This window comes from Shimia ponticola, assembly GCF_007995215.1.
Taxonomy (GTDB): Bacteria; Pseudomonadota; Alphaproteobacteria; order Rhodobacterales; family Rhodobacteraceae; genus Shimia_B; species Shimia_B ponticola.
This window is the reverse complement of sequence record NZ_VCDK01000003.1, coordinates 509,009-522,098: the sequence shown is the minus strand read 5'-3', so window position 1 is coordinate 522,098 and position 13,090 is coordinate 509,009. Positions and strand designations below refer to the sequence as shown.

At 59.5% G+C, this 13,090-nt stretch carries 13 protein-coding genes; 4 read left to right on the top strand and 9 right to left on the bottom strand.

Annotated features, from left to right (window positions below):
- Window positions 1-2: 2 nt before the first annotated feature.
- The 3 genes from FE702_RS05920 to FE702_RS05910 are packed head-to-tail and all read left to right on the top strand — an operon-like array spanning window position 3 to window position 2,652.
- Complete coding sequence (locus tag FE702_RS05920; protein WP_147125338.1) at window positions 3-902, top strand: manganese/iron ABC transporter ATP-binding protein; 900 nt, start codon at window positions 3-5, stop codon at window positions 900-902.
- Window positions 902-1,798 (top strand): metal ABC transporter permease, encoded by an 897-nt coding sequence (locus FE702_RS05915; protein WP_147125337.1) that lies wholly within the window; start codon window positions 902-904, stop codon window positions 1,796-1,798. The genes FE702_RS05920 and FE702_RS05915 overlap by 1 nt, the downstream gene beginning before the upstream one ends.
- The gene (locus FE702_RS05910) at window positions 1,780-2,652 is read left to right on the top strand and encodes a metal ABC transporter permease (protein WP_147125336.1); all 873 of its coding nucleotides are present in this window, start codon (window positions 1,780-1,782) and stop codon (window positions 2,650-2,652) included. The genes FE702_RS05915 and FE702_RS05910 overlap by 19 nt, the downstream gene beginning before the upstream one ends.
- On the opposite strand, the gene FE702_RS05905 is transcribed toward FE702_RS05910, so the two are convergent.
- Window positions 2,608-3,510, bottom strand: coding sequence for a LysR family transcriptional regulator (locus FE702_RS05905; protein WP_147125335.1), 903 nt, complete (start codon window positions 3,508-3,510; stop codon window positions 2,608-2,610). The genes FE702_RS05910 and FE702_RS05905 overlap by 45 nt on opposite strands.
- A 166-nt stretch (window positions 3,511-3,676) precedes the next feature.
- Between FE702_RS05905 and FE702_RS05900 the strand changes: the two genes are divergently transcribed.
- Complete coding sequence (locus tag FE702_RS05900; protein WP_147126138.1) at window positions 3,677-4,441, top strand: SDR family NAD(P)-dependent oxidoreductase; 765 nt, start codon at window positions 3,677-3,679, stop codon at window positions 4,439-4,441.
- 24 nt (window positions 4,442-4,465) lie between these two features.
- On the opposite strand, the gene FE702_RS05895 is transcribed toward FE702_RS05900, so the two are convergent.
- The 8 genes from FE702_RS05895 to FE702_RS05860 are packed head-to-tail and all read right to left on the bottom strand — an operon-like array spanning window position 4,466 to window position 13,088.
- On the bottom strand, window positions 4,466-4,774 hold the full coding sequence (locus tag FE702_RS05895; protein WP_147125334.1) for a Dabb family protein: 309 nt from the start codon (window positions 4,772-4,774) through the stop codon (window positions 4,466-4,468).
- Window positions 4,771-5,766, bottom strand: coding sequence for a LacI family DNA-binding transcriptional regulator (locus FE702_RS05890; protein ID WP_147125333.1), 996 nt, complete (start codon window positions 5,764-5,766; stop codon window positions 4,771-4,773). Before FE702_RS05890 ends, FE702_RS05895 begins: the two co-directional genes overlap by 4 nt.
- Window positions 5,763-6,926 (bottom strand): dihydrodipicolinate synthase family protein, encoded by a 1,164-nt coding sequence (locus FE702_RS05885; protein ID WP_147125332.1) that lies wholly within the window; start codon window positions 6,924-6,926, stop codon window positions 5,763-5,765. The genes FE702_RS05890 and FE702_RS05885 overlap by 4 nt, the downstream gene beginning before the upstream one ends.
- Entirely contained in the window at window positions 6,923-8,518 is a 1,596-nt protein-coding gene (locus FE702_RS05880; protein ID WP_147125331.1) for a GMC family oxidoreductase, read from the bottom strand. Before FE702_RS05880 ends, FE702_RS05885 begins: the two co-directional genes overlap by 4 nt.
- Window positions 8,519-8,526: 8 nt before the next feature.
- The gene (locus FE702_RS05875; protein ID WP_147125330.1) at window positions 8,527-9,267 is read right to left on the bottom strand and encodes a 3-ketoacyl-ACP reductase; all 741 of its coding nucleotides are present in this window, start codon (window positions 9,265-9,267) and stop codon (window positions 8,527-8,529) included.
- Entirely contained in the window at window positions 9,264-10,760 is a 1,497-nt protein-coding gene (locus FE702_RS05870) for an FAD-dependent oxidoreductase (RefSeq protein WP_147125329.1), read from the bottom strand. The genes FE702_RS05875 and FE702_RS05870 overlap by 4 nt, the downstream gene beginning before the upstream one ends.
- Complete coding sequence (locus FE702_RS05865) at window positions 10,753-11,520, bottom strand: enoyl-CoA hydratase/isomerase family protein (protein ID WP_147125328.1); 768 nt, start codon at window positions 11,518-11,520, stop codon at window positions 10,753-10,755. The genes FE702_RS05870 and FE702_RS05865 overlap by 8 nt, the downstream gene beginning before the upstream one ends.
- Window positions 11,517-13,088 (bottom strand): acyl CoA:acetate/3-ketoacid CoA transferase, encoded by a 1,572-nt coding sequence (locus FE702_RS05860; RefSeq protein WP_147125327.1) that lies wholly within the window; start codon window positions 13,086-13,088, stop codon window positions 11,517-11,519. Before FE702_RS05860 ends, FE702_RS05865 begins: the two co-directional genes overlap by 4 nt.
- Window positions 13,089-13,090 lie beyond the last annotated feature (2 nt).

The window sequence follows — 13,090 nt, the reverse complement described above, 5'->3', positions numbered from 1 at the left end:
CTATGACACCACCAGCCGCAACCTTGGAGGCACTCCCACATGAACAGGTCGACCAGCCGGGTTTGGCGGTCGACGGGGTCAGTGTCACCTATCGCAACGGCCACACCGCTTTGCGCGACGCCAGTTTTGCGATCCCGCGAGGCACTGTGACGGCTCTGGTCGGGGTGAATGGTGCGGGGAAATCAACGCTTTTCAAGGCGTTGATGGGGTTTGTTCCAGTCGCATCAGGTCAGATCAGCATCATGGACTTGACGGTTCGCGAAGCGCTGAAACGCAATATTGTCGCCTACGTCCCCCAGAACGAAGAGGTCGACTGGGACTTCCCGGTTTTGGTCGAAGATGTTGTGATGATGGGGCGCTACGGGCATATGGGGCTGCTTCGGCGGCCATCGCAGGCCGATCGTGACGCCGTAGATCACGCGCTTGAACGTGTGAACATGCAGGACTTTCGGCACCGTCAAATTGGTGAGTTGTCCGGTGGTCAGCGCAAGCGCGTCTTTCTCGCCCGCGCGCTGGCGCAAAACGGTCAGGTCATCCTGCTGGATGAGCCATTCACGGGCGTTGATGTGAAAACCGAAGAACAGATCGTCCGCCTGCTGCGTGAGTTACGCGATGAAGGCCGGGTCATGTTGGTGTCGACCCACAACCTTGGGTCGGTGCCAGAGTTTTGCGACAGGACGATCCTGGTCAAAGGCACGATCCTTGCCCACGGCCCGACCGAGACGGTGTTCACCCATGAAAACCTTAAGGTCGCATTTGGTGGCGTGCTCCGGCGTTTCACCCTCGGTGGCGCGGACCTGCATGACGACGAAGACGGGCGCGAAATCACCATCCTGTCAGATGATGAACGTCCCTTTGTGCAATACGGCGAAAAAACCCAGACGCGGGAGAAGACCCCGTGATGGAATTGCTGATCGAGCCATTCACATACAATTACATGTTCAACGCGATGTGGGTGTCTGCGTTGGTGGGCGCGGTCTGCGCGTTTCTGTCTGCGTACCTGATGCTCAAGGGCTGGTCCCTGATCGGTGACGCGCTGGCGCATTCCGTCGTTCCTGGCGTTGCAGGGGCCTATATGCTCGGGCTTCCTTTTGCGCTGGGCGCCTTTATTTCGGGTGGTTTGGCGGCAGGAGCGATGCTTTTTCTGTCGGAACGCTCCGGCCTCAAGGTTGATGTGATCATCGGTCTGATCTTTACATCTTTCTTCGGGCTTGGCCTGTTCATCGTCTCGCTCAGCCCGGTGTCGGTTAGCGTTCAGACGATCACGATGGGCAATATTCTGGCGATCACGCCGTCTGATACTGTCCAGCTGGCTCTGATCGGTGCGGTGACGCTGTTGGTGCTAGGGCTCAAGTGGAAGGACCTGATGGTCACCTTCTTTGACGAAAACCACGCCCGGGCCATTGGCTTGCATCCTCAAGCACTGAAGGTTGTGTTTTTCGTACTGCTGTCTGCATCCGTTGTGGCCGCCATGCAGACCGTGGGGGCGTTTCTTGTCATCGCGCTGGTCGTTACACCGGGCGCAACAGCCTATTTGCTGTGTGACCGGTTTCCGCGCCTTGTTTTGACATCTATCGCCATTGGTGCGGTGACCAGCTTCCTTGGGGCTTACTTTAGCTACTTCCTTGATGGCGCGACCGGCGGGATCATCGTGCTGCTGCAAACGCTGGTTTTTCTGGCGGCCTTTGTCTGGGCACCAAAGCACGGAATGCTGGCCGCCAAACGCCGCGCGCGCGAGGCACTGAATAGCTCTGCGAAACCACGTGTCGGGGAGGCGGCATGGACCTCTCATCCCTGATGCTGCCGTTTCTTTTTCCGTTCATGCAGAACGCCTTTCTGGTGTCCATCATCGTATCGGTGCCGACGGCGATCCTGTCATGTTTTCTGGTGACGAAAGGCTGGGCGCTAATGGGTGATGCCGTCAGCCATGCGGTGCTGCCGGGGATCGTGCTGGCCTATATCATCGGCGCACCACTGTTGCTTGGGGCCTTTGTGGCCGGAATGACCTGCGCAGTTGCGACCGGATATCTGTCGACCAACAGCCGGATCAAATCAGATACCGTTATGGGGGTCGTTTTCTCAGGCATGTTTGCCTTGGGGATCGTCCTTTATGTTGGCATAGACACCAGTGCCCATCTTGATCACATCCTCTTTGGCAACATGCTGGGTGTGGGCGCGCAGGACCTCTGGACCGCAGGCGCGATTTCGGTTGTCGTCGCGCTCGGCCTGATCGTTTTCTGGAAGGATATTTTGCTGCACAGTTTTGATCCGGCACATGCAAGGGCGGTCGGGCTGCGCGTGAATTGGCTGCATTACGGGCTTTTGGCTGCGCTGTCGTTGACGATTGTCGCGACACTGTCGGCTGTGGGGCTGATCCTTGCTATCGGCCTGATGATCGCGCCGGGAGCGATTGCGTTTTTGCTGGTTCGTCGATTTGTCGCGATGCTCTGGGTGGCGGTTGCCGTTTGCGTGGTTTCGATGTGCGGAGGTGTTTACCTGAGTTTTTGGATCGACAGCGCGCCTGCACCGACGATCATCTTGATCCTGACAGCGATGTTCATCGCGGCGTTTGTGCGCCGTCAGGTGCTGACGCGTCGTGCCTCTGCCTCAGTGGGGAGCCGGGAAGCCGCCCCGACCGAGGGCCTGTCGTAACACTGTGATCGCCGCGCGTGTCCGTGCGGGCAAATGCCGTCTGGATGGATAGAGCAGCCACGCAGCCGTATCGAATGTGGTTGCTGTAACCTGCCAGTCCGGGAACAGGTTCATCAGCCGTCCACGACGCAAATCATTCGCCACCAGCCAATCAGGTAACAGCGCAGGCCCCAAGCCCTGTCGCGCCGCGTGCCGCAAGGCCAATGGGCTAGACAGCAAGACTGGGCCAGTCACAGGAACGGTCAGCTCGTCACCGGCTTGGCGAAACCGCCATGCGTCTCGAAACTCCGGCAGGTTCTGGCGCAAACACGGCATCGATCGAAGATCTTCTGGCGTTGTTACACTCTCTTGGCCGGGCGCTGAACAGACCATGTACCGCGTCCCGTGAAGGCGCGCGCAGATCAGATCTCCGCTGACAGACGGGGCAAGACGGATCGCGACATCAATGCCTTCTGCAATCAGGTCGACGGGATCATCCGTGAGGATCAGATCAAGCACCAGTTTCGGATGGGTGTCCTGAAACACTTTAATCAGCGGGACAAGGCGTTCGTAGCCGTAGGCATTCGACGCGGTGATGCGCAGAACGCCCTCTGGTTCCACCGACTGTGCCTTGGCTTGTTCGGCGGCTTCATCCAGCCCTTCCACAAGGGGGGCGAGGCGCAGGACATAGATGCGCCCTTCTTCGGTCAAAGACAGCCGACGTGTTGAGCGGTGAAAAAGCCGTATGCCCAAATCATCCTCAACCCCGGCAACGGCACGCGAGACCGATGATGGGTCCATGTCCAATTGGCGGGCGGCCGCAGCAAAGCTGCCGCGTTGCGAAACCGTTAGGACGGTTTTGAGTGCATCTAGGTCCATTCGTGCGGTTCTTGCATGAGTCTGAGGAAAGGTGGCATCTTTTCTTGCATATACCGTCGTAATAGATCTGCGTCATCGGGCAATAGCTGAAAACTGCACTCCGCCGATTGCCTTGACCCGCTGCGCCCCGGCGCGCACCTAAGTAAAAATGCCTAAGGAACTCCTCATGAAAGATCTGACCGGAAAGACGATTATCATCACGGGCGCGAGCCGGGGTATCGGTGCAGCCACCGTGCGCCATCTTGCGGCGCTGGGTGCCAATGTCGTGGCGGCCGCGCGTAGCAAAGCCGCATTGAATTACGTCGTGAGCGAGGTCACCGAGACCGGCGGTAAAGCCATTGCGCAGGCCTGCGACGTTGCCGATGAGGCTGCGGTTCGCGCGCTCATCGAACGCGCCACTGATGAGTTTGGCGGTTTGGATGTTCTCGTGAACAACGCGGGCCTGATCGATCCCATCGCGCGGATCGAAGACAGCGATCCAGAGGCCTGGTCACAGATTGTCGATGTGAACCTGAAAGGCGTCTATTACGGGATGCGCCACGCCATCCCGGCCATGGCGGGTGACGGGACGATCATCAACATTTCATCTGGTGCCGCGACCGGCGCGCTTGAGGGCTGGAGCCATTACTGCGCAACAAAAGCCGCCGTTTTGTCTTTGACCAAATGCGGCCACAAGGAACACGGAGATCGCGGGATCACGGTCGTGGGCCTGTCGCCCGGTACGGTGGCGACGGATATGCAGGTCCAGATCAAAGACAGCGGCATCAACCCAGTTAGCCAACTCGATCCAGGCGTCCATATCCCCGCCGAATATGTGGCCAAGGCCATTGCTTACCTGTGTACGCCGGCAGCCGCGCAATATGCAGGCACGGATTTCTCGATCAAAACCGATGAAGGCCGGGCTGCCGTCGGTCTGCCGCCTGTGGTGTGATCCCTGCGCCGGGCGGCGTGTGCCTTAGACCTCTAGGTCATAGACAAGAATACCGTCTGCGCCGCCTACGCATTGTGCAACAAGTCGCGCGCCCAACGCCTTATGCGCGGTGTTGTCGGAATAGGCCTGAAGCGCGGCCCGGTCGCGAAAGGTACAGATGAACCCGTCGCGGTGGTCCTTGGTCTTGCGCTCGAAATCAAGGTTCGGTCCAAAGTGGTAAGCTTCGAACCCGTCAATATTCGGTTGAAGGTCCCCAAGGCCCCGCAGGACCGCCTGCTGTTCATCGGGGTCGCCATCTGGGCGAAAATTCACAAAGACACAGTGCAGGATCATGCAGAACTCCTTTGAGACGAGGCGCGCACCTCAAGATGCACAGGCTGCCGGGGCAGGTCGCGGGGTTTCTCACCGCCTTGGTGCCACGCCAGTAGGATATCCGCCGCGCGCCTGCCAAAGCGTTTGACGTCACAATGAACCGAGGTCAGTTGAGGATACACCTGCACGCATTCCTCGATGTCATCGAACCCTGTTACGGCCATCCGATGCCCACGCTGCGCAAGAGCCGCAGATAGGCCAAGCGCGACGAGATCGTTAAAGCACATCGCCGCATCAACGCCCGCATCGATCAGTTCATCGGCCAGCTGCCACCCGAGATCGCGCGTTGCGCGACCGAACAGCACGGTGGGCTCGCGTCCGGCCGTGTCCATCGTGCTGAGGTATCCTGACAGACGTTCCTCGGTGATTTGGCGCCGCGCGATCCCGCCGACGAAGGCGATCTTTTGGTAACCCTCGTCAACAAGATGCTGCGCCACCAATGTGCTGCCATGTGCGTAGTCCATAGAGAAAAACGGGAAATGCTTGGCCCGTGGATCGACTTGCCTCAGGACCTGCAACACTGGCAAACCTGCCCGTGCCATCGCGTCGAAGGTGTCTTTGGTTATCCCATAGGCGGGCGATACCAACAGCGCTGAAACCTCGTGTTCCAGCATTGAGGCGATGACCCGGTGCTGGGTCTGCGCGTTCTCATCCGTGTTCGCGATGACGGTGGCAAAGCCCGCCTCGGCCAAGGCTTCTTGAGCCGAAGTTGCAAATTCGGTGAAGAACGGGTTGCGCAGATCATTAATGACAAGGCCCACCAAACCCGTCGATCCCCCGCGCAGGGACGCGGCCGCACGATTGCGCACATAGTTCAAGGCCAGCATGGAAGCTTGCACTGCTTCTCGCGTCTGCGTTTTTACCAGTGGCGAGTTCTGCAACACCAGCGAAACGGTCGATTTCGACACGCCTGCATGTGCCGCAACATCCTTGATGGTGGGTTTCTTGCTCAACCGTCTATCCCATGCATCGCCAAGAGCGCGCCCATCCGCCACTCCGCAAGGTCTGGGTCCGTCAACAGCCGCGCCTGATCGGCGAGCCGGAAGACCTCTGCATAATGCGTGATATCGCGGGACGAATGCAGGCCTGCTGGCATGATGAAATGCGATTGCGCGCCATTCAGCCAAGCCAGAAACGCGATGCCCGCCTTGTAAAACCGGGTCGGTGCGCGAAAGATTTCCCGCGACAGCGGTACGGTCGGATGAAGGTGCGCGTGATAGGTCGCGTGATCGCCCTGCGCCAAGGCCTCCAACGCCTGCGATGCCGCAGGCGCGATGGCAGCAAAAATCCCAAGCAAGGCGTCTGAGTGGTGCGTGCCATCGCCTTCGATCAAAGCTGCATAGTTGAAATCATCGCCGGTATAGAGCCGAACACCCTCTGGCAGGCGCGCGCGAAATGCTTCTTCGCGGTCTTGCTCCAGCAACGACACCTTGATCCCGTCGATCTTGTCGGCATGTGTGGTGATGATCGAAAGGACGGCATCGGCTGCGGCATCCAGATCATCAGCCCCCCAATAGCCGGTGAGGGCAGGGTCAAACATATCGCCGAGCCAATGCAGGATCACCGGCTCTGCCGCCTGAGTGATCAGCGCGTCATAGACCCTGGCATAACTGTCCGGTCCACCCTTCAACGCGGCCATGGCGCGGCTGGCCATGATGATGATCCGCCCACCAGCTGCTTCAATAGCCTCCATCTGTTCCGAATAGGCGGCGATTATAGCGGCTTCGGTTGTCAGGTCTTCGGTCGCCACCTGATCCGTACCCGCGCCGCACGCGACGCGAGGGGCAAGCGGATGCGCCTTGGCCTCTGTCATGGTGCGTTGGATCAACTCTTTGGCTGTTTCCCAATCGACGCCCATTCCGCGCTGTGCGGTGTCCATCGCTTCTGCAAGACCCAGTCCCTGATCCCAGAGCGTATGACGAAACCTGAGCGTATTGTCCCAATCCACGGCAGGACGCCCGATCCAAGGATCGCGTTCGGCCATGGGGTCCGAAACCACATGCGCCGCTGCAAAGGCGATACGGTTGAACGCCGCCTTTGGTGCGCGCGGCGTGAGCGGATCAGCGACCGGTTCGTAATTGGCCAATCCGGCATCATAGGTGGGCAGTCTCATGTCGCCATCCCGTGATCTGCCTTGATCATATCCGCCGCTTTTTCGGCAATCATGATCGTCGGTGCGTTGGTGTTCGAAGAAATCAGACGCGGCATGACCGAGGCGTCGACCACGCGTAGACCCTCAATGCCATTGAACCGTAACCGCGTGTCCAGAACAGCGGCCTCGTCGCTGCCCATTCGGCAGGTGCCGGCGGGGTGATGGTCGGTTTTGGCGTTGGCGCATGCATAATCGAAGTAATCCTGATCCGTCTGCACGTCTGGTCCGGGGATGACCTCTTGTTTGACATATGGTTTCAGTGCGTCTTGGCGCAGTATGTCCTGTGTCAGTTTGAGCCCTTTGATCGCCATGTCCCTATCATGGCTGTCCTCCCAATAGTTCGGATCAATCAGCGGCGCGGCTTTTGGATCATGGCTCGCCAACCGCACCGTCCCTCGGGAACGTGGACGCAAATAGGCAGAATTCAGGGTAACGCCGGGGTTCGACATCTTGGCAACGCCTGCCTCGATGCCCGATCCCAAACCAAGGTGGAACTGTATATCAGGACTGCGGGCGTCAGGTTCGGCGTACCAAAAGCCGCCCGTTTCAAAGAGGCTTGAGGCGACCGGCCCGCCGCGGGTCAGCAGGTAGCGGGCACCGGCAATCGCGGACCATGGCATTTTGGCGTATTTGTCATAGGTGTGATCGCCCGTGCATTCGCAGATGGTGAACAGGTCCAGATGCTCTTGCAGGTTCGACCCAACGCCGGGTTGGTCGATCACAACATCTACGCCGACATCGCGCAGATGATCGGCTGGGCCGATACCAGACAGCATCAGCATCCTTGGCGACCCGATAGCTCCGGATGACAACAGAACCTCTTGATCAGCTTGCAGGATTTCTGTGCCCGTGCCGGTGGCAACCTCAACACCGGTCGCGCGACCAGCCTGAGTGACAATCCGAAGCACTTGCGCGCCATAGCGAACGTCCAGATTGGGCCGCGCTTCGGCGGGGTTCAGGAACGCTGTGGCGGCTGACGACCGGCGCGCGTTTTTCTGCGTCAATTGGTAATACCCGACACCGTCTTGCGCAGCGCCTGTCAGGTCGCCGTTAAACGGGATGCCCAGCTGTTCGGCGGCTTTGAAATACGCTTCGCAAATCGGCAAAGGCGCAGAGGGTTGAGAGACCCCGAGCGGTCCGCCCTTGCCGTGATATTCGTTGTCGAATGTGTCGTTATCCTCGGATTTCCGGAAGTAGGGCAGGACGTCTGAATAGCTCCAGCCATCGCATCCCAATTGTCGCCACTCGTCATAATCCAACGCGTTCCCACGGGTGTAAATCTGGGCGTTGACCGTCGATCCGCCACCTATGACACGCGCTTGGGTGAAACGCAGCACCCGGTTTTTCATGTGTTTCTGCGGAACGGTTTCCCAGCCCCAAGACCCCATGCCAAACGTCATCTTCGCAAAGCCTGCTGGCAGCGCGTAAAGCGGATGTCGGGCACGCCCACCTGCCTCAAGCAAGAGCACACGCGCGTTTGGGTCTTCGGACAGGCGCGCTGCCAAAACGCAGCCCGCCGATCCGCCACCAACGATGATAAAGTCGTATCCCATGCCAGTCCTCACAAACGTGGAATGCTCAATCCGCCATCCACAGGGATGACCGCGCCCGTGGCAAAGGCCATCTGGCCTGTCACCAGCGGAAGGATGGTTTCCGCAATGTCTTTGGGTTGCCCCCAACGGTGCGCAGGCACCAATCCGTCGGCAATGCGCATGTCGTATTTCTCTTTCACGCCTGCGGTCATGTCGGTCGCGATGATGCCGGGTTGAAGTTCAAAGACCCCGATCCGTTCCGGGGCAAGCCGCGCCGCAAAGGCGCTGGCCGCCATGGAGGCTCCGGCTTTCGACATGCAGTATTCAGCGCGCTCCACGCTGACCATGTGCGCCGAAACCGAAGTGATGAAGCAAATGGAGCGATAGGGGTTCGCGGGCAGGCTCAACATCTGCCGTGCAACCGCCTGTGCGAGAAAAAACGCCCCGCGCAGGTTGATCCTATGGGTGTGGTCAAAGCTCTCTACCGTCATGTCCAGCAAATCGCCGCGATGCAGGGCAGGGACCCCGGCGTTCGAAATCAGCGTCGTAACCGGTCCAACGTGTTCAAGCGCCGCTGGCAGGCCTGCGACATCAGCCATATCGTGCTGCACATAGTGGGCTGAGGCGACATTCCGCAGTGCGTCTTTCACCTCTGGGTGATCTTCGGGCCGCTCGGCCATCAGGATAATCTCGAAACCGGCCGCCTCAAGCGCCTTGGCAATGCCAAGCCCGATCCCGCGCTGGCCACCTGTGATCAGTGCGCGTTTCATGCGGCCTCCTTCACATGCTCGGCCACGCGCAATGCCATGGCGGCAATCGTCAAAGCTGGATTGACGGCTGCCGAGGTAGGCAAGAACCCTGCATCGACCACGAATAGGTTGGGATGATCATGCGCCCGACAGTGCAAGTTCAGCACCGATGAAGCTCGATCGGCGCCAAAAACCGTTGTCCCACACTGGTGAGACGGCGTGCGCCGGTCAAACGCCTTCGACAAAAGGATCGGAAACCCAGCCTTGCGCAAGACTTCCTTGGTTTTAACCACCAGCGCTTCATGCGCCTGCCAGTTTGATCGCTTCCAATCTAGAACGATCCGCCCGTTGCGGAGCGTTACGCGGCTGTCGCGCGAAGGCAGGTCTTCGGACATCACATACCAATCCACCGATCGCGCTGCGAGCCAAGCAGCGACTGGTCGGGGCAGCTTTGCTTGTGATGTCAGGATCGGCGTCGTGATCTTGCCGAGAAGTTGTACGTTGCCCAGCGGCGCGCCATCCGGCCCGCCACCGAGGTAGAAGTCATTGAATTGCAGCGTTTTTTGATAAACAGAGTGGTTGCGGCGGAACGGATGTAGTGCAAGCAGAGCGCTGCAGTTGTGGTTCATGAAGCGTCGCCCGACCATGTCGGATCGGTTCGCCAACCCGTTCGGGAAATTATCATTGGCAGATGCGAGGAGAAGCGCTGCCGAATTCACCGCCCCAGCACTCAGGATCGTCACCTTGGGTTTGATCGCATGGCTGTCGCCGTCCTGAGTAAAGTGGACCCGCGCAATGCGCGCATCACTGGCAGTCTCCAGGCGGTTCACTCGAGTATTGCGCAAGAGCGTGACGTTCGGATGGCGCAGAGCCTCGGCAAGCCCGACGCTTTCAGCATCCATCTTGCCGCCGTTTGTGTCTGGGTGCCCGTCCCACGGCGTATGGCCGCCCTCGAGCCATCGGTCGATATCCACACCGAGCGGCAGGCTTGAGGGCGTGACTCCGGCCTTGCGTAACCTGCGCCGGGTCTCGGCGATGGCGGGTTCATCTAGCAGTGACGGATAGGGGTACGTGCCGCTGTGGTGCGGCTCGCTGGGGTCCTGTGTGGCGTCGCCACGGACACGGTACATCTCTTCGGCCATTTGGTACCAAGGTTCCAAAGCGGCATAAGAAATTGGCCAAGCCGGTGAAGATCCGCCCAGATGCTGACGCTCTTCGAAATCCTCCGCACGGTAGCGGATCAATACCGCGCCATACATCTTTGAATTTCCGCCGACAAAATAGAAATTGCCGGGATTGAAGGGGGTGCCGTCGGGCGTTTCCCAAACCTCGTCCGGGCGAAAGCGGCCATCGGCAAAGATCGCCTTGGCATCGCGTGTCTCCGGTACGTCCGGCATATGATCGCCGCGTTCAAGGATCACGATCTGCCGACCCGTCGGAGCCAAGGCAGCGGCCATCGTGGCCCCGCCCATGCCGGAGCCGATGATCACGATATCGGCCTCGGTCTCAGCCATTATTGAACCGGGCAGGGCGCTTTTCCCGAAAGCTAGCCACGCCTTCGGCCTTGTCCGGCGATGCCGCCATCACGGCGCTGCCCAAGGCCTCGATCACCGATGCACTGTCTTCGCCCATGGCTGCAGACAGCATGTATTTGGCAATCTCGGTCGCCTCCGGAGATTTCGATACAATCTCGGCAGCCATGGTGTCCGCTTCGCCGCGCGCATCCTCTGCAACGGCATTCACAAATCCAAGCGACGCTGCCCGCTCTGCCGTCAGGCGGCGACCCGTCAACGCCATTTCTTTGACGATCGCGGGGGGCAAGAGCTTGATCATTCTTTGCGACCCGGACCAACCGGGGACGATCCCCACACCTGTTTCCGGCAGGGCAAGCGTCGCCTTTGGGGATGCAACGCGCAGGTCACAGGCCGCCGCCAATTCCAACCCACCGCCAAAGGCGTGGCCTTGCAAGACCGCAATCGTTGGGATGGGCAGGGCTGCGAGCCGATCAAAGATGCGGTGCCCGCGTCTGACCCAGATCCGTGCGAACTCCATCGGCGGCAGGTCGGCCCATTCATTGATGTCGGCCCCCACACAGAAGGCGCGTTCACCTTCAGATGTGAGCAGGATCACCCGAATGCCTGATGTCGCCTCAAGCGCTGTCAGATGTGCTTCAAGGGCGTCGAGCATTCCAACGGTCAGCGCGTTCAACTTGGCCGGATTGTTCAACCGCAACTCGGCAACCGGACCATGACGGATCAGGTCAACGCTACTCATAGCGCGAGCCCCATGGGGCCATCAGCCAACAAACTCAGCGGCATGGTCGTAGCATCTTCTGAAACGCGCACACGTCCATTAGATGCGGCAATGATGTCGGTTTTCGGGTCCATGCCCGGCATGATCTCGACCGCGATGAGCCCATCGGCATCAAGGCGCATCACGCAGCGCTCGGTGATATAAATCACATCCTGACCGGTCGCGCGCGCGCGGTTCCCCGAGAAGGTCACGTGTTCGACCGTCTCGACCATCTTTGTGAACTTGCCGGGTTGCGTGACGCGAACGCCATCGTTGCTGACATCCAGCTTTGCGCCCGCTTCGAAATAGCCTGAAAAGACGATCTTTTTCGCATGGGCCGTGATGTCGACGAAGCCGCCGCATCCTGCCGTCAGATAAGGTTTCTTTCCGAGTTTCGAGACATTGACGTTGCCGTCGCGGTCAACCTCAAGGAAGGACAGGAAAGACACGTCAAATCCGCCTCCTTGGAAATAGGTGAACTGGTTCGGTGATGGCACAATCGCATCCGCATTCGACGCGCAGCCAAAGGCAAATCCTGTCAACGGTACACCCCCGACCGCACCCTGTTCGATGGCCCAGGTGACGGCCTGCGGATGCCCTTCTTCCAACAGGATGCGCGGCACGTTAGCCGAAATTCCAAAGCCCAGATTGGCAGACATGCCCGCGCGCAACTCCATCGCTGCGCGGCGCGCGATTACCTTTTCAATGCCCGCCTCGGCAAGGCTAAAGCTGTCCCAGGGGCGCATGATCTCGCCTGAAATCGCGGGATCATAGAGCGTTTCGGTCGTCTGTTTCTGGTCGGGGTCCATCACGACCAGATCAACCAGATGACCGGGCACGTGCACGTCATGTGGGCGCAGGCTGCCGGCGGCCGTTACACGTTTGACCTGTGCAATGACCAGTCCGCCGTGATTGCGCACGGCAATGGCCTGATCCAGAGCGCCCAAAAGCGCGCCTTCGTGTTCATAGGTCAGGTTTCCACGTTCATCTGCCGTGGTCGCGCGGATGATGGCAACGTTTGGCACAATGTTGGGGAAGTGAAGCCATGTTTGACCTAACATTTCGTGGCGATGCACGATCGGGGCCGCCTCGGCTTTGGCGTTCATCGCGCAGCCTTCGCGGATCGGATCGACAAAGGTGTCTAGTCCGACCTGCGTGAGCACCCCCGCTTTGCGCGCGGCCACGTCGCGGTGCATGTCGAACATGATACCGGATGGGACGTTATACGCGGCAACACGGTCTTCGGTGATCATCTTCCAGATTTCGGGCATTTCGAGCGACGAGGGGCCGGATGGGTAGGAGCCCGCCAAAACACGGGACAAAAGCCCATCCTGAGCGATGTGATCCATCCCCTTGATGCCGTACATGTCGCCTGCCGCGATGGGGTGCAGAGTGGTCAGGTTACGCGGATGCCCTTCGGCCCGGAATCTGTCTCCAAGCGCCGCAAGCACCTTGTCCGGACATCCAAGGCCCGACGAAGATGACACGGTGACGACATCCTCGTCTTTGATGCGAGAAACCGCCTCAGCTGCACTGACAATCTTGGACATCG

What these genes read in the sequence shown, in the direction of transcription:
- FE702_RS05920 (WP_147125338.1), top strand. Translation starts at nt 3, where the DNA reads ATGACACCACCAGCCGCAACCTTGGAGGCACTCCCACATGAACAGGTC.
- FE702_RS05915 (WP_147125337.1), top strand. Translation starts at nt 902, where the DNA reads ATGGAATTGCTGATCGAGCCATTCACATACAATTACATGTTCAACGCG.
- FE702_RS05910 (WP_147125336.1), top strand. Translation starts at nt 1,780, where the DNA reads ATGGACCTCTCATCCCTGATGCTGCCGTTTCTTTTTCCGTTCATGCAG.
- FE702_RS05905 (WP_147125335.1), bottom strand. Translation starts at nt 3,510, where the DNA reads ATGGACCTAGATGCACTCAAAACCGTCCTAACGGTTTCGCAACGCGGC.
- FE702_RS05900 (WP_147126138.1), top strand. Translation starts at nt 3,677, where the DNA reads ATGAAAGATCTGACCGGAAAGACGATTATCATCACGGGCGCGAGCCGG.
- FE702_RS05895 (WP_147125334.1), bottom strand. Translation starts at nt 4,774, where the DNA reads ATGATCCTGCACTGTGTCTTTGTGAATTTTCGCCCAGATGGCGACCCC.
- FE702_RS05885 (WP_147125332.1), bottom strand. Translation starts at nt 6,926, where the DNA reads ATGAGACTGCCCACCTATGATGCCGGATTGGCCAATTACGAACCGGTC.
- FE702_RS05880 (WP_147125331.1), bottom strand. Translation starts at nt 8,518, where the DNA reads ATGGGATACGACTTTATCATCGTTGGTGGCGGATCGGCGGGCTGCGTT.
- FE702_RS05875 (WP_147125330.1), bottom strand. Translation starts at nt 9,267, where the DNA reads ATGAAACGCGCACTGATCACAGGTGGCCAGCGCGGGATCGGGCTTGGC.
- FE702_RS05870 (WP_147125329.1), bottom strand. Translation starts at nt 10,760, where the DNA reads ATGGCTGAGACCGAGGCCGATATCGTGATCATCGGCTCCGGCATGGGC.
- FE702_RS05865 (WP_147125328.1), bottom strand. Translation starts at nt 11,520, where the DNA reads ATGAGTAGCGTTGACCTGATCCGTCATGGTCCGGTTGCCGAGTTGCGG.
- FE702_RS05860 (WP_147125327.1), bottom strand. Translation starts at nt 13,088, where the DNA reads ATGTCCAAGATTGTCAGTGCAGCTGAGGCGGTTTCTCGCATCAAAGAC.